This is a genomic window from Mucilaginibacter pankratovii, from assembly GCF_014773265.1.
Lineage (GTDB): Bacteria > Bacteroidota > Bacteroidia > Sphingobacteriales > Sphingobacteriaceae > Mucilaginibacter > Mucilaginibacter pankratovii.
In genome coordinates this window covers 23,472-39,084 of the sequence record NZ_JACWMY010000019.1, presented here as the reverse complement: position 1 = coordinate 39,084, position 15,613 = coordinate 23,472, and the positions used below count along the sequence as shown (strand labels likewise).

At 46.7% G+C, this 15,613-nt stretch carries 10 protein-coding genes; 5 read left to right on the top strand and 5 right to left on the bottom strand.

The annotated features are described in order from the left end of the window. Positions 1–41 precede the first annotated feature (41 nt). Positions 42–1,577: a Do family serine endopeptidase gene (locus IDJ77_RS26350; RefSeq protein WP_191191992.1), complete on the top strand. Its 1,536-nt coding sequence runs from the start codon at positions 42–44 to the stop codon at positions 1,575–1,577. A 304-nt stretch (positions 1,578–1,881) separates the two neighbouring features. After that, entirely contained in the window at positions 1,882–2,547 is a 666-nt protein-coding gene (gene pdeM, locus IDJ77_RS26345; protein WP_224751246.1) for a ligase-associated DNA damage response endonuclease PdeM, read from the top strand. Here pdeM and IDJ77_RS26340 read toward each other — a convergent pair. Together IDJ77_RS26340 and IDJ77_RS26335 are read right to left on the bottom strand one after the other, a co-directional pair. Then, positions 2,544–3,683 carry a TlpA family protein disulfide reductase gene (locus IDJ77_RS26340; protein ID WP_191191991.1) on the bottom strand — a complete coding sequence of 380 codons (1,140 nt, stop codon included), beginning with the start codon at positions 3,681–3,683 and terminating at the stop codon, positions 2,544–2,546. The genes pdeM and IDJ77_RS26340 overlap by 4 nt on opposite strands. Positions 3,684–3,790: 107 nt before the next feature. Next, positions 3,791–7,441, bottom strand: a complete 3,651-nt coding sequence (locus IDJ77_RS26335) for a VIT domain-containing protein (RefSeq protein WP_191191990.1) — start codon at positions 7,439–7,441, stop codon at positions 3,791–3,793. 201 nt (positions 7,442–7,642) lie between these two features. Between IDJ77_RS26335 and IDJ77_RS26330 the strand changes: the two genes are divergently transcribed. The 3 genes from IDJ77_RS26330 to IDJ77_RS26320 all read left to right on the top strand — a co-directional run bounded on the left by IDJ77_RS26330 (position 7,643) and on the right by IDJ77_RS26320 (position 11,328). Further along, the gene (locus tag IDJ77_RS26330; protein WP_191191989.1) at positions 7,643–8,428 is read left to right on the top strand and encodes a succinate dehydrogenase cytochrome b subunit; all 786 of its coding nucleotides are present in this window, start codon (positions 7,643–7,645) and stop codon (positions 8,426–8,428) included. 89 nt (positions 8,429–8,517) lie between these two features. After that, on the top strand, positions 8,518–10,452 hold the full coding sequence (locus tag IDJ77_RS26325; protein ID WP_191191988.1) for a fumarate reductase/succinate dehydrogenase flavoprotein subunit: 1,935 nt from the start codon (positions 8,518–8,520) through the stop codon (positions 10,450–10,452). A gap of 84 nt (positions 10,453–10,536) precedes the next feature. Then, entirely contained in the window at positions 10,537–11,328 is a 792-nt protein-coding gene (locus tag IDJ77_RS26320; protein WP_191191987.1) for a succinate dehydrogenase/fumarate reductase iron-sulfur subunit, read from the top strand. Between the two features lie 247 nt (positions 11,329–11,575). Here IDJ77_RS26320 and IDJ77_RS26315 read toward each other — a convergent pair whose 3' ends face one another. From IDJ77_RS26315 to IDJ77_RS26305, 3 genes are read right to left on the bottom strand one after another with little or no spacing between them, the layout of a single operon-like run. Further along, the gene (locus tag IDJ77_RS26315) at positions 11,576–12,058 is read right to left on the bottom strand and encodes a TlpA family protein disulfide reductase (RefSeq protein WP_191191986.1); all 483 of its coding nucleotides are present in this window, start codon (positions 12,056–12,058) and stop codon (positions 11,576–11,578) included. Positions 12,059–12,091: 33 nt separating this feature from the next. Then, positions 12,092–13,108, bottom strand: a complete 1,017-nt coding sequence (locus tag IDJ77_RS26310) for a Gfo/Idh/MocA family oxidoreductase (RefSeq protein ID WP_191191985.1) — start codon at positions 13,106–13,108, stop codon at positions 12,092–12,094. A gap of 47 nt (positions 13,109–13,155) precedes the next feature. Then, positions 13,156–15,585, bottom strand: a complete 2,430-nt coding sequence (locus tag IDJ77_RS26305; protein ID WP_191191984.1) for a zinc-dependent metalloprotease — start codon at positions 15,583–15,585, stop codon at positions 13,156–13,158. Positions 15,586–15,613 lie beyond the last annotated feature (28 nt).

Genomic DNA, 15,613 nt, shown 5'->3' with positions numbered 1-15,613 from the left:
GTAGATAATACCGTAAACATAAAAGAGAATTGAATAAAAATATGAAAAAGTTTGGTTTAACACTATTAACCGCCTTTGCAGGCGGTGCCTTAGCCTTAGGGGTGTATAAGTTTGCCGAAAACAAATACGACCAGGGCATGAGTTTCGAAGACAAGCAAAAAGTTTATTTTGCAAGCAACCGTTCAAACGCGCCAATGGTATCATCTGCCGGTGCGGCAGATTTTACGCAGGCAGCAGCAGAGGTTACCCCTGCGGTAGTTTATATCCGCACTACTTACGCGGCAAAAGGCAGCGGTAACCAGGATCAGTTTGAGCAAATGTTCGGGCAGATGTTTGGCCAGCGTATGCGTCCTCAGGGCCCGCAGATGGCATCAGGTTCGGGTGTGATCATCTCTCCGGATGGTTATATTGTAACCAACAACCACGTTGTGGCAAAGGCCGAGAAAATTACCATTGTTACTAATGATCACCGCCAGTTTGAGGCGAAAGTCATCGGTACCGACCCTAATACCGACCTTGCCCTCATTAAAATTAACGCTACCAACCTGCCGATTGTAAAATTAGGTAACTCGGATGCCGTACGCGTTGGCGAATGGGTATTAGCCGTAGGTAACCCTTTTAAATTAACATCAACCGTTACTGCCGGTATTGTGAGCGCGAAAGGCCGTAGCATCAACATTATTGGTAAAGATGATGATGAGCAGAACCAGAATCCATTTGGCCCTGTTACCCAACAACAGCCAACCCTGAGAAAAGGTATAGAATCGTTCATACAAACAGACGCTGCTATTAACCCGGGTAACAGCGGCGGCGCATTGGTAAATACAGCCGGCGAATTGATCGGTATTAACGCGGCTATTGCTTCGCACACCGGCTCATATGAAGGTTATGGCTTTGCTATCCCGGTGAATTTAGCTAAGAAAGTATTGAACGATATTAAAAAGTATGGTTCGGTTAAACGCGGTTACATTGGCATCAGCTTTGCCGATCTTAGTGACCCCGAAGCCGCACAAGGTTTAAAAACCGACAAAACAAACGGCCTTTACGTAAACTCTTTAGTTGAAGGCGGCGGTGCAGAGAAAGCAGGCATCCAGCCGGGCGATATCATCACCAAGGTAGAAGGTAACACCGTTTATGAATCATCAGACTTACAAGAGCGTGTAGCACGTTTACAGCCCGGCGATAACATCAAGATAACTGTATTGCGCAATGGCAGCGAAAAGAACTTTGATGTAACGCTTAAAGCAGAGGCTCCGGTTGCCAAATCCGCAGCGCTTTCTAAATCTGCAGCAGAATTGTTTAACAAACTGGGCGCAAGCTTCCAGCCGTTAACCGCTGCACAGAAAAGCAAGTTCCATGTAAACTCTGGCGTTTTGGTAACCCAAGTACGGGCAGGCGGTATATTTGATGATACCGAGATCCCTGTTGGGTCGGTTATCACCTCGATCAACAAACAGCCTATTAACAGTGTTGATGATATGGATAACGTTATCACCAACCTGAAGAACGGCCGACTGATCATCACCGGTTACTATCCAAACGGTGGCAGCTTCAGCAACGTTTTTGAGATACAATAAATAATAGTTTAAGTGATTATAAATAGGAGAACCCGGTGATGAGCCGGGTTTTTTGTTTTTGTGGCACTTTTTTTTCGAAAAAAACGCCTGTATTACGCTCGCAAAAGGGCTGTTTAAGTACAATAAATCCGTAAAAAATGCAAAAATTCGGAAGTTTTTGTAAGTGATTTTGGCAGGTGTCCAGGTGCGTTCAGGGGTGTCCAATGTGTCTATATTTCACAAATTGGACACCCCGGACGGTAGCCTAATTTAACCGCCATCCTGCTAAGCAAATTAGTAAATCAATCCCTATCTTTGCCCCGTTATGACGATGAGTGCGGGTACCCCTTTTAATTTTTTAGACCAGGATCTGTTATTGCTGCCGCAGAAGGCCATTTACTGGCAACAGCAGAAGGCTTTAATAGCTGCTGATGTACATTTGGGGAAGGTTGGGCACTTCCGCAAAGCGGGCATTGCCATCCCGCGGGATATGGAGCAGGACGATCTGGCTATGTTATCAGACCTTATACACGAGCATCGCCCCGAAAAGATCATCTTCCTGGGCGATCTCTTCCACAGCGACCTGAATGCCGATTGGGACTGGTTTGTGATGTGGCGCAAGCAGTTCCCCAAACTACAGATCATCCTGGTGAAAGGTAACCACGATATCATCCACGATAAGCATTACCTCGACCTGGATGTTGTGCTGACGGAGGAGCTAAGCGTTGGCCCCTTCCTGATGCTGCACCATCCCCTTGCCGACGCCAATATAAGGCCGGAAGGCGGTTACGTACTTTGCGGGCATATCCATCCGGGGGTGAACCTGGTTGGCAGGGGCAGGCAAAGCGTTACGTTGCCCTGTTTCGCTTTCGGTAAGAACCAAGCCATACTGCCGTCGTTCGGCAGATTTACCGGTAAGGTGGCCATCCGCAGCATGAAGAACGACAATATTTTTGGCGTGCTGAAAGATAAGGTGATCGCTATCAGTTAATTCTTCTTAAGGTACTCGTGCACCTCGGTATCTATTTCGCCGAAAGGGATGTTTGATTTGATCATCTTCCAGTTTTTATCTACCAGGCAATACATCGGTACGGTTTTTATTTCCCATTTGGCCACGTTTGGAGATTGATCGCCTTTGCTATCGCTTAGCTGCTGCCATGGTACATTGTCGTTTTTGATCGCGTTTAACCATGCATCGTTCTTCTCGTCTATAGATACCGTTACCACACCAAAGTTTTTCCTGTCTGCAGGGGTAAGGATAATTCCTTTTACCAATTGCTGGTGCATCAGCTGGCTAACATCGTTGCTGGGCTTCCAAAACTCAACCAAAATAATTTTTTTGTTGATGGCCTTTTTGTCGAATGGTTTGCCATCGGGTGTATTGCCGGCAATATCCGGGGCAGTTGCGCCGGTGAGCTGTTTCAGCATATTTCCCAATTTGTTTTGGATCTTTAAACCGTCGTCGCTCATCTTTACATCCTCAGGCAGCTTTTGAAAAAGTTCGTTATAAGCTTCCGCGTATTCGGGATAATATACCTGTACAATAAGGTGCGCGCCAATTTTGGCTTTCGGATTTTTTTCGGTGTATTCTTTCAATACTTTCAAATCCAGCTCGCGGCGTTGTTTTTGTATTGCGCGGGTGCTGGTATAAATGGCAGCCCGTTTTTGTTTGTTTAAAGCCGCCGCCGCGTTAGACTGCAGGAAACGGGTAAGCGAATCTATTTGATGATCTATCGCTCCCGCATACTTGTTTAATAATTGATAGTAATCATTAAGCTCTTTTTGCGTTGCGGATGTAGTAGTTACTACAGGATAATCCTGGGGCTTTGCCGGATTAGTTTGGATGGTATAGCTGCCATTTTCCAGGTAAATATCATAAGCTATCTTAGAGGTGATGGGCTTTTCGTTATCTATTACGCAGAGGCTGTAGTAACCGGGTGCCTGTAATTGCGTGCTTTTTGTTAGCTCACCATTTTTAAGGGGTTCGTTAAGGGTTAGTTCGCTGGCTTGTTTTAACTGCACGGTACCATTGGTAACACCATCTGCTTTGATGGTTAGATCTAATTTTGGGGCTTGTTTACAAGATGCTAATAACAGTATAAATGATGCGGTGTAAAGTAATTTCATGCGTATGGTTTAGTAGCCCTAAATAAGCGAAAATAATTTCCGCGGACAAAATTTTGTTTGATAAAAAAACCGGAATGGCAATACTACCACTCCGGGAAATCAACCATTTATTTAAAATCGAGGTCGCCAATGTACACGCCACCTTTGGCATCTTTCTTCATTTGCAGCACAATGAGTTCTTTCTTTTCCTGCGGGGTGCCGTAATAGGTATATAGCTCGGCCATTATGGTGGTTGGCCCAGCTATAGTAGCCTGTGTATCGCCGTAATAGTTGATCTCTATTTTATAGGTGCCTTTTATTGCTTTTTTAAGCAGGAATTGCTCGGGGCCGAAACCTTGGGTCATGTCGTCAGATATACGACCGCCGAGTGCTGTACGGTTATGGCTGTACAGGCATTTTTCACCGTTAGGGTCGGTTACCCAAAGATCTATGTCGGTGTTGTTCATATTCCAGTTCATCACAATTCTTATATCCGCAGGCAAGGCTTTGATCACCTTTTTTGGGATGGCTGTAAGATTTAGCTTACTCTTGTGCATAGCTATAATGCGGTTTATCTCCGGCAAAAAGATCTCTTCTACACCATTGTAAAGGTTTTCTGCATCGCTGGTATAGCTGGTTACCATGGCTTTATAAAGCACATCCAACGCCTGCTGGTGCTTGCCGGCGTCTTCCAACGCTAATCCGTAATCGCGGTAGCTTTGCGGATCGAGTGGGCGCAGTTCGGTTATCTTTTTAAAGGCGAATACTTCGCCTTCATAATCGCCAAGCTGTTTTAATTTATAGCCCAGCATCTTGTATAATTCGTAGCTGCCCAGGTCCATTTCGGCCAGGTTGCTTAGTATGCGTGCGCCAACTTCCTTGTTACCTATTTTTATAAAGTAATTGGCTACATCAAAATAATAAACCGGGTCGCCGGTAAAGGACGAGCGCAACTCCAGGTATTTTTGATATTGCCCGGCCTTACCTGTGTTTTGGATGGTTTTCAAATATTCCATATCGGGAGTTTTGTAGGCTATACTGATACCTTCATTTGTGTTTGATGCGCTTGTGATAGTGTCAGCAGTTATCGCGCGGCGTGTTGCAGCGCCCTTTTTGGTAGTTACTACAACAACCCCGTTACTTGCCTTTGCCCCATAAACGGCTGTTGCGCCGGCATCTTTTAAAACGCTGATATCAGAAATATCATTTGGATTGAAGCCATCCAAACTACCACTCGGTACCCCATCTATTATTATTAGCGGTTTTGCGTTGGCGATACTTGATGTCCCTCTGATGACAATAGAAGAACCCGGGCCCGGCGCACCCTGCGTTATCACACTAACACCGGCTGCCCGCCCTTGGAATTGTTTATTAGCTTCATTGGGCGATTGCACCGCCAAACCTGCAACTTTTGCGCTTAGCCCGGCTGCTATGTTTGAACTTTTATAAGTTACTGCCGGGGACGCACCCGGCGCACCTGAACTTGGCGTAGGAGCAACCGCCGCAACTTGCATTTCCTCCACAGCAGGCGGTTCCGGCGCGGTGTTATTGCTGACTGCCTCATCCGAATTAATTGTTGAAACCGAACCTGTAACATCCCGTCTCCTAACGGTACCATACCCTATAACCACAACCTCGTTCAATTGGTTAGAAGACCCCTCGAGGGTGACATTTAAAAAGCCGCTTGCGCCAATTTTTACTTCCTGCGATTTGAAGCCTAAATAAGATACCTGTAACTTCCCCTTGTTTGGCACCCATAAGCTATACCTGCCGACAGCGTTGGTTTGTGTACCCGTATTGGTACCCTTCACCCTAAGGGTAACACCCGGAATTGGCAAGCCATCATCCTTTGCCACCACAACCCCGGTAATGTTATGCCCTTGGCCGTTACGGTTTATTGCACCCGGGTTTACAAGCCTGTTGCGATTTGCGTTTGCCGTGCTTGTGTTATTTACTGCCGGAGCAACCGGCGTGCTGGCATTGCTTGCCGTGATTTTTGCAGGCTCTGCGCCGTTATCCCACCACTGGGTAAGTTCTTTCAGTATATTCTCAGCTGTGGTTAGGTTTTCCCGCGCAGGGCTGCGGGCAACATCGCCCCGCTGCTTCATAATAGCATCATATTGAGCCCTTAGCTCCGTAGGCGGCTCAATATCGTATTGTATGTAATCGTTAATGGTTTCCAGCACAATCAGCGAGGTATTGCGGGTAACAATGCCAAAACGCTTACCCAAGGATTCTATCTCCTGGCGATTGGCCTCATAATTAATATCCATCTCGCTTATCTTTTTCTGCGCCCAAAGTTTGGCCACGTCCACGTTTTCAACCGCGTTCGTCTGCAGATCGAGCGTTACTTGTTTCTCGAAACTTATTTTATTGCCATACCCATATTGTAGCGTAATGGTTTGATTCGGATCCTTGGTAATACCCGCGATGGAAAATGCCCCGCTAACGGTAACCGGCAATGAAGGGTAACTATCATCAACTGTACTGCCGGCTTTGATGCCCAAAAAGCGCAGCGGCTGAATGGTTAGCGCGTTTAATGCTTTAGTGTTATCATCGCGGGTTAGGTCTATCAGTTCGCCATTGGTTTTAAGGGCTATCAATTTTAAATTGCTGTAATCTGCAGCGGCCGATGAGTTGATGCAATAAACGGGTTTGCCGCTTAATTTTATTTGTCCATCGCCAAAGGTTTGATGCCCATCGCTCATCAGTAAAAATTCATCTGCCGGGTACTTGCTTAAATCGAGCTTCGCTAAGTTAGTTGCGCCGTCGTAAGTGGTTTGTTCCAGTTCGGCTTTAAGGGCATCCCAGTTGCCATTGGTAATAGCGTATGTTTGATTTTTTAGGATGGCATTGCTGAAAGCGATAAGGTGTACCTGCGCGTTGTTCACTTTCTTGAAGTAGGCATCTAACAGCGCCAGTTCTTTTTTAATCTCGCGGTTAGCGCCACTTAGCGACGCGTCCCAAAGTAGGCCAATATTATGGGGCAGCGGCTTGGCGATAGTTTGAGGCGGAATAGCGGTATTGATGAACCAATAGTATTTATTGCCTTGCGCTTGTATCATCACCTCGGCAACATCTTTTGGTTTAGGGATGTAAAAGGACAACGAATGGCTTGGGGTGTAGTTGTTTTTTTCTATTGAAGAGGAGTAGGTGTTTTGATGTTTATCGAATTTGAGTGCATAGCCGCTGGTATCATCGGCAACAGGCGCAGCAGCGCTTTGTACAACCGATGCGGTAAGCGAGAATGTTTTTACCGTATCCTTCAAATTCAGCGGGAGCGAAAATTTAAGGCTGCCATTGGCTGCCATGGGTATTTCTTCCTCGTACCCGATAATTACGGTACGGGTGCTGTTGGGGTTGATAGGATAGATGCGGGTACGGAAGGTGTTGCCCTCCACTTTTTCCAGCAAACCGGGGTCGACACGCCGGCGTTCTATCGATTCGAAAACCACGGTACCTTTACCGCGGTCTACTGGTACGGCCTCGCGCATCTTGCCATTTATATCTAAAGCGTAGCGACTTACACTCACACCATCCTTCAGCGGGAACATCAGCGTGCCTTCCAGTATCCGCGAGGTGGAGTTATAAAATGTCATTTGCCAGGTAGTGCGGCTGATGTTGCCGTAAATAGCCACATCTATTTTTAAATTTTGCAGCGTAACGCCGTTATTGCTTTTGCCATCAACAGTAAGTTGTGGTGCCTGGGCGCTCGCTATATTATATTGTAGCATCAGCAGCGCCAAAATGGATAAGAGGGATAAGTTTAGCCTGTTCATAATTTGTGTGGTTTATTGATGGATGCAATAAACAGGCGGTTTCCATAACAGCTATCAAAAAAAATACAGTGCAGTACAGTTATGTGAAATATTTTTCTTTTAGATTGTTTCTAAATAATGATAATCCCTATCTAAAGCCGAAACCATTTATATCTTTTGGCTTTTAATAAATACTTTTGCCTAAATAAATCTGAATCAATAATGAGCGAATTCAAACAAACCTTTAACTCATCACTGGGAAAGAAGCTGATAATGGCTTTAACTGGCTTGTTTTTGTGTACTTTTTTAATTGTTCACCTGGGCGGCAACTTGTTGCTTTTTAAAGACGACCAGGGTTTTGCATTTAACAGCTACGCAAATTTCTTAACGCATTTTCCACCTATCGAGGTTATTGCGTACATCCTGTACATCAGTATTATAGTGCACGCGGTGTATGCTTTGGTGCTAACTATTAAAAACCGCAGGGCAAGGCCGGTAGGTTATGCCGTGCAGCCAAAATCGGATGCATCATGGTCGTCAAAAAACATGGGGCTTTTAGGTTCTATCCTGTTATTGTTCATTGTGATACACATGAGCGATTTTTGGTTTGTTTACAAGTACGACCATGTGCTTAAATTTAAAGAGTACCGTACCGACCTGGCAACCAATGTAACTACTGTTGGCGAATACGTTCCCCAGGTTGCTGAATTTGAAAGGTCTATCTCCACAGAAAACAATGTGGAAATTGTAAGGGTGAAAGATATCCACGCACGTGTGCAGGAGAGCTTTAGCAAATTGTGGTATGTTGCATTTTATGTAATTGCGATGGGTGCAGTAGCATTCCACTTACTACACGGTTTCCAGAGCGCATTCCGCACATTGGGATGGGTACACCGCAAATACCAGCCGATAGTTTACTTCTTCGGTACCTGGTTTTTTGGGGTGATTATACCCCTGGGGTTTGCGGCTATGCCGGTGGTGTATTTTATCCAGAGTTTATCAAAGTAGTTGATTAAGTTAGAATAGGTTGATTTGATGGAGCTAACCACTCACCATTCACTAAATCAACCACTCACTAAATAAAAAGTAGAAAAGAAATGAGTTTAGATGCTAAAATTCCGCAGGGCCCGCTGGCCGAAAAATGGAGCAAGCATAAATTTAACTTAAAGCTGGTTAACCCCGCTAACAAGCGTAAATATGATGTAATTATTGTTGGTACCGGTTTGGCCGGCGCCTCCGCAGCCGCATCATTGGCCGAGCTTGGTTACAACGTTAAGTCGTTTTGTTTCCAGGATAGCCCGCGCCGTGCGCACTCTATTGCGGCACAGGGTGGTATCAACGCAGCAAAAAACTATCAGAACGACGGCGACAGCGTTTACCGTTTGTTTTACGATACTATTAAAGGTGGTGATTACCGTGCCCGCGAAGGCAACGTTTACCGCCTGGCAGAGGTATCGGTAAATATTATCGACCAATGTGTTGCACAGGGCGTACCATTCGCCCGCGAATACGGCGGCTTGCTGGATAACCGTTCTTTCGGTGGCTCGCAGGTATCCCGTACGTTTTACGCACGCGGCCAAACAGGGCAGCAGCTGTTATTAGGCGCTTACTCGGCCCTAAACCGCCAGATCCATTTAGGTAAGGTGAAAATGTACACCCGTACCGAAATGTTGGATGTTGTTTTGGTTGACGGCCAGGCGAAAGGTATTGTTACCCGTAACCTGAAAACTGGTGAGATAGAAACCCATGCAGGGCATGCAGTATTGCTTGCAACAGGTGGTTACGGCAACGTGTTCTACCTGTCTACAAACGCCATCGGTTCAAACGTAACGGCAGCATGGCGCGCACACAAACGCGGCGCTTTTTTTGCCAACCCTTGCTATACCCAAATTCACCCTACCTGTATCCCGGTAACCGGCGATCACCAAAGCAAGCTTACGCTGATGTCCGAGTCGTTACGTAACGACGGCCGTGTATGGGCTCCAAAAACGGTTGAGACGGCGCAAAAACTTCAGAAGAAAGAAATTACTGCCGCACAGGTTAAAGAAGAAGACAGAGATTACTTTTTAGAACGTAAATACCCATCATTTGGTAACCTGGTTCCGCGCGACGTGGCTTCACGTAACGCTAAAGAAATGTCTGACGAAGGCAAAGGTGTTGGTACTACCGGCTTAGCCGTTTACCTTGATTTTGCTGAAGCGATACAACGCCTTGGCGAAGATACCGTACGCGCAAAATATGGTAACCTGTTTGATATGTACTATCAAATTACCGACGAGAACCCGTATAAACAACCCATGCGCATTTACCCTGCGGTACACTATACCATGGGCGGCCTTTGGGTTGATTATAACTTAAGCACAAACGTACCGGGCCTTTACGCCATGGGCGAGTGTAACTTTAGCGACCACGGTGCTAACCGCCTTGGTGCATCTGCACTGATGCAGGGATTATCTGATGGTTACTTCGTTATCCCTTATACCCTTGGCGATTACCTGGCTACCATCGGCCCGAAACCGGTTGACAAGAACCACCCGGCATTCGAAAAAACAAAACAGGAAGTTATTGCCTACAACAACAAACTGCTTGCGCTAAAAGGCAACAAAACAGTTGTTGAATACCACCGCGAGCTTGGCCACATTATGTGGGAATATTGCGGCATGGCACGTACCGAAGAGGGATTGACCCACGCTAAAGGCCTGATAAAGGCTTTGAAGGCGGATTTCTGGAAGAACGCGATAGTAACCGGTGAGAACGACGAGGTTAACGCCGCGTTGGAAAGAGCCGGTCGCGTTGCCGATTTCATCGAATTGGGCGAACTGATGGTAACCGACGCTTTAGCGCGTCGCGAATCATGTGGTGGCCACTTCCGCTTAGAATCGCAAACACCGGAGGGCGAAGCCTTGAGGGATGACGATAATTTCGCGTTCGTATCGGCATGGGAGTTTAAAGGTGAGGATCAGGAAGAAGAGCTTCATAAAGAAGAACTGATCTTCGAAAATGTTAAGTTATCACAACGTAGTTATAAATAGTATAGTTAGTGGTGAATGGCGAGTAGTGAGTTTTAAAACCTCACCATTCACCACTCACTGCTCACCATTCACAACTCACAAAATATGAGTACTGGAAACATGAATCTGACGCTGAAAGTATGGCGCCAAAAAAATTCACAAACGGCAGGTAAATTTGTTACCTATAAGGCAGAAGGTATTTCTGAGGATATGTCGTTCCTGGAAATGCTGGATGTGGTGAACGAAAGCCTTACCAAAAAGAATGACGAGCCAATTTATTTCGACCATGATTGCCGCGAAGGGATCTGCGGGTCGTGCTCTTTATATATCAACGGCCATCCGCATGGGCCAAAAAAGGCAATAACCACCTGCCAGCTGCACATGCGTACGTTTAAAGATGGCGAAACCATTACTATCGAGCCATGGCGTTCGGCAGCTTTCCCGGTGATAAAGGATCTGGGTACAGATCGTTCCGCGTTCGACAGGATCCAGCAAGCAGGCGGTTTTATTTCGGTAAATACCGGTGGTGCGCAGGATGCTAACGCGATACTGATCCCTAAAGTAGTAGCTGATGAGGCTTTCAACTCGGCTACTTGTATTGGTTGCGGCGCTTGCGTTGCGGCTTGTAAAAATGCATCGGCTATGTTGTTTGTATCGGCAAAAATTACCCAGTTGGGTTTATTGCCGCAGGGCCAGCCCGAGCGTTACAGCCGTGTGCAAGCCATGGTTGCCCAAATGGACGAAGAAGGGTTTGGTAACTGTACCAACACCGGCGCCTGCGAAGCAGAATGCCCTAAAGAGATCACACTGACGAATATAGCCCGCATGAACAATGATTTCTTCAGCGCGAAATTGTTCCGCGAAGAAGGCGTGCATGACCATGTTGGCGGCGAATAATTTAAAAATATCTCAATAACAAAAATCCCCGGCTGCTTGCAACCGGGGATTTTTCGTTATAAATTTTGTCATTTCGAACGAGCGATAGCGAGGAGAAATCTTGTTGGATATGCAATTCGGGCTTGCAAAGCGGTTGTATATAAGCGTAGAAGATTTCTCGTCGCTACGCTTCCCTCGAAATGACAACGGGATTAAAGGAATGTGCAAGATCTTTCGGACTTTCCGACTGCGGACTTCCGACTCAACACTACGCCTTCTTCACCGCTGCAACCAATTCCGGGATCTTTGGCACCTTCTCAAAAGCCTGTACCAGGTGGCCATCTTTAGCATAAATAGCGATGTATGGCGTGGTTTTCATCTGGTAATATTTTTGGGCAGTGTAGGTGTAGCCTTCCGTACCCAAAGTGAAATTTTTATAGGCCGACAGCCCGAAATCTTCATTAAAGGTTTTCACCATCCGGATATCGGTAAACGTGATCATCACTACCTGGATATCCTTGAAGCTTTTCATCACGGGCTTCATATCATAAATAAGCTTTTGGCAGTGGCTGCAATCCGGCGCGAAATAGATAAGCATTACCGGCTTGTCCTTTTTCAGGTCGGCAGGTGTGGTCCATGTGTTGTCCAGTTTAAGCATCTTATAAGGTGCAATTACCGGGGGTATCGGGGGTTGGGCGTTTGAACATCCTGCAACGATCAGCAGGGTTATGGCAACTAATAATTTCTTCATTTTTATATTTAAGCGAAACGGGGGTTAAATTTATTAAGCTTCCAGCAGTTCTAATTGCCAGGCAATTTGTTCCTCGGTTACAGGGAATAACGCATTATTGCGAATTGTATGATAAACGGCATCAAATATTTGCATATAGTCGCCTTTATCGGATGGTACCGGCTCGGTGCTCTTTACATTATCTACGCCGACGATTGTCAGCGTGCCTTCGTGCCCTTCGGGTTCTATGCCATAACCGTCATCAGTTGGCATCATGCCTTTATCTAACTGCCCTTCCTGTACGTCGGTACGTGCTTTCACAAAACTGCCTAAGGTGCCGTTCACAATAAAGCCCGGCTGCTCCTGTGCTATAAGCAGGCCCGATATTAAAAATACATTTAACTGGTTGGGGAAAGTTAAATGGAAATGGAAATAATCAGGCACTTCCGAACCTTCGCGGTAAATGCCGGTAGTTTTATTGAACGACAAGGGGCGGCCGAATAAAGCAATAGCATTATCAACTAAATGCGCGCCAAGGTCGTACACCAGGCCATTGGCCGGGGTTTCTTTGGTTTCTTTAAATGCTTTTGCATTTATTTGCATTTTATAACGGTCCAACCGGAAGATCACCTCCTGCAACGTACCCAGCCGGCCGCTTTCGATCATCTTTTTAGTTGATATAAATCCACTGTCGTACCGGCGATTTTGGTATATCATTACATGCTTGCCGGTTTCGCGGCCAACATCAAATAGTTCTTTTACCTGTTCAACAGTAGCAGCGGCAGGTTTTTCCACCAATACGTGTTTGCCTGCGCGCATAGCTTTTATGGCATGCTCCAGGTGCAGGTTGTTGGGCGTGTTTACAATAATGAGCTCTATCTCTGCATCATTCAGCAATTCCTCTACATTGTCATAGCTGATAATATCCGGGTAAACGGCAGATGCCTTTTTCTGGCTGCGCTCAACAATAGCTTTTAGCGTAAAACCGGGATTGCTGTGGATGAAGGGGGCATGAAAAATGCGGCCCGACATGCCGTAAGCCATTAAACCTGTTATAATGGGTGTTGCCATATATTTGTATTTAAGAGAACCACAAGATAGGGGCTTTTGTTTAATTATTAATAAATACCATCCTCATCCGCGCCAATAGGAGAACCATCGGGCATGGCCAGGGCTTTTACCGGCTGGAATTTATCCGGTGTTTTCTCAAACTGGCTTATCTGCGATAGCCCGAACAGGAGATTTGCTTTACGGCTGTCTGTAGCTGTTGGCAAGGCGCTTTGCATCCATTTTTTTAGATCATCTATTTGTAGTAAGGCCATGCTGCGTACGCTTTCGGCGGCGTTGGTGTTGGCGGCTAACTGCAATATTTGTTTCAGGGTTAAATTATTCACCAGCCTTTGCAATTCGCCATTGTAGCCTGTTGGTTGCGGCGCTTTCCATGTTTGGGCAACTAATTTGTTTAATACAGGCAGTAAACCCGGCTGAGTGTTATCGCGCGACTGATATTCTATCAGCCTTGCAGCGCGCTCCGGATTCAGCATGAACGATAATGTTGTGCCTGCTGCAGATTCGGCAGCCGCCATCGGGTCAAACGTAACACCAGTACGCGATTTAAAGGTTTCGCGGGTGCGCGGGTAGCCTGTGGGGCGTGGCGGTATCATGGCTATCAGTTTCTCGGGCAACGCCAAGGCATCCGGCTTCAGGGTTCCCATCAATGCATCAAAAGCTTTCCACTGCTCGGCGGGGGGTACCATTTTGGTAATGGTTTGCCCATCATTTTTGAGTGCGAAGCTGTAATATAAACCGCCCAGCATTTTTGATGCGGCTTCGGTTTGGTAGCGATGGATAAGGTACATAGGCACCAAAACTTCTTCCAGCGTAGCCATTGGCGCATCCTGCCGGATGGCTTTCACCGAAAAATTATACAGCACCTGCTTGCGCAGAACCATCAGCCGGTTTAGTTCATCGGCAGCGTTATTGCCGCTATCCCAAAGGTGGGCCTGCGGGTGGGCACCTCCCGCAGGGCGTGCGTCTTCGTCAGAAATATATAAATAGCCTTGCTTAATGGTTTCGGATATGATGCCCTTTAAAGCCTCATCCTCGTTAGTTCCTTTCGCAAAATCCTGGTATCCGTAAAGGATGGCTCGTTTATCGTAACCGCCAATCTCGGTTTTGTAGGCTTTGCTTACATCAATGGTACCATCAGCATTCAGGCTAACCACGGGCGGCGGGTAATCCATTACCGATGCCCTGTCGTTTACGCTGGCAGTGAAATTATGCTGTAAGCCAAGTGTGTGCCCAACCTCATGTGCGGATAGCTGGCGCAGCCTTGCCAGGGCCAGCTGCAGCATTTTATCGCTTACCGGTTTGCCATCTTCATAGGGTTGCAGCAAGCCTTCAGCAATTAAATAATCCTGCCTGTCGCGCAGTGAACCCAGGGATACCTGCCCCTTGATGATCTCGCCCGTGCGCGGATCATTGATGGATGCCCCGTAAGACCAGCCACGGGTAGAGCGGTGGATCCACTGGATAATGTTATAACGGATATCCATCGGGTCGGCATCCTCGGGAAGTAATTTTACGATGAAGGCGTTCTTATATCCAGCCGCCTCAAACGCCTGGTTCCACCAGCCGGCGCCTTCTATTAAAGCACTGCGTACAGGCTCGGGTGCGCCACGGTCAACATAATAAATAATGGGTTTTACCGGCTCGCTTACGGCTGCCGATGGATCTTTCTTTTCTAAACGGTGACGGCTCAGCATCCGTTTAACTATCGGGTCGCCAATGGGGGTGGCAAAATCCATGTATTCGATGCCGAAGTAGCCCGAACGGGTATCAAATTTGCGCGGCTTATATTTATCATCGGGCAGTTTGATGAATGACTGGTGCATGCGCACGGTTACCGAATTGGCATCGGGCGTTACCGAACTGATCTCCGCACCGCTGGCTTTCCCGGCAAGGGTTATCATCGCCTCAAACTCTGTATTCTCCGGGAAGCTTTTGGTATTGGGCAGATAAACGGCCGAGCGGCTTTCATCGGCACTAAAACTGCCCTGGTCGTTGCCGCTCAATCTGTCGGCAATGCGGTGGTTGTCGCGCAGCAGGAAAGGGGTAAGGTCTACCAATACTTTATCGCCATCATCGGCAACCGCAGCAGTCCCCCAGATGGCCGATTGTGCAAATGCTTCTTCTACCGATTTGCGCTCATCGGCATTGTTGCTTATAGCCCTATAGCTGTAGTTAGGTTGTATCAGCATTACCTTTGGGCCTATTTTAATGAATTTAACGATACGGCTATCGCCGATTTGCCCGCGGTCTAAGCCGAGATCGTTAGAGCCCACACCTGCGGGGAGTGAGTTTACATAAAGAAACTCCTGATTCAATTTATCTATCTCCAGGTAGATCTTACCTGCTTTCTCGTCCCAGTAAAAATTAAAGTAACCGCTGTATTTGGTGAGCCCCTGTGTTTTGGATTGAATGCTTTGAGCTTTTAAGAGTTGACAGCCAAGTAACAGCAGTAATAATACAGGGAAATACTTTTTCATTGCGCGAAGGGTTTTATCTGCCTAAATT

What these genes read in the sequence shown, in the direction of transcription:
- IDJ77_RS26310 (WP_191191985.1), bottom strand. Translation starts at nt 13,108, where the DNA reads ATGGCAACACCCATTATAACAGGTTTAATGGCTTACGGCATGTCGGGC.
- IDJ77_RS26305 (WP_191191984.1), bottom strand. Translation starts at nt 15,585, where the DNA reads ATGAAAAAGTATTTCCCTGTATTATTACTGCTGTTACTTGGCTGTCAA.
- IDJ77_RS26340 (WP_191191991.1), bottom strand. Translation starts at nt 3,683, where the DNA reads ATGAAATTACTTTACACCGCATCATTTATACTGTTATTAGCATCTTGT.
- IDJ77_RS26330 (WP_191191989.1), top strand. Translation starts at nt 7,643, where the DNA reads ATGAGCGAATTCAAACAAACCTTTAACTCATCACTGGGAAAGAAGCTG.
- IDJ77_RS26350 (WP_191191992.1), top strand. Translation starts at nt 42, where the DNA reads ATGAAAAAGTTTGGTTTAACACTATTAACCGCCTTTGCAGGCGGTGCC.
- IDJ77_RS26320 (WP_191191987.1), top strand. Translation starts at nt 10,537, where the DNA reads ATGAGTACTGGAAACATGAATCTGACGCTGAAAGTATGGCGCCAAAAA.
- IDJ77_RS26335 (WP_191191990.1), bottom strand. Translation starts at nt 7,441, where the DNA reads ATGAACAGGCTAAACTTATCCCTCTTATCCATTTTGGCGCTGCTGATG.
- IDJ77_RS26315 (WP_191191986.1), bottom strand. Translation starts at nt 12,058, where the DNA reads ATGAAGAAATTATTAGTTGCCATAACCCTGCTGATCGTTGCAGGATGT.
- IDJ77_RS26325 (WP_191191988.1), top strand. Translation starts at nt 8,518, where the DNA reads ATGAGTTTAGATGCTAAAATTCCGCAGGGCCCGCTGGCCGAAAAATGG.
- pdeM (WP_224751246.1), top strand. Translation starts at nt 1,882, where the DNA reads ATGACGATGAGTGCGGGTACCCCTTTTAATTTTTTAGACCAGGATCTG.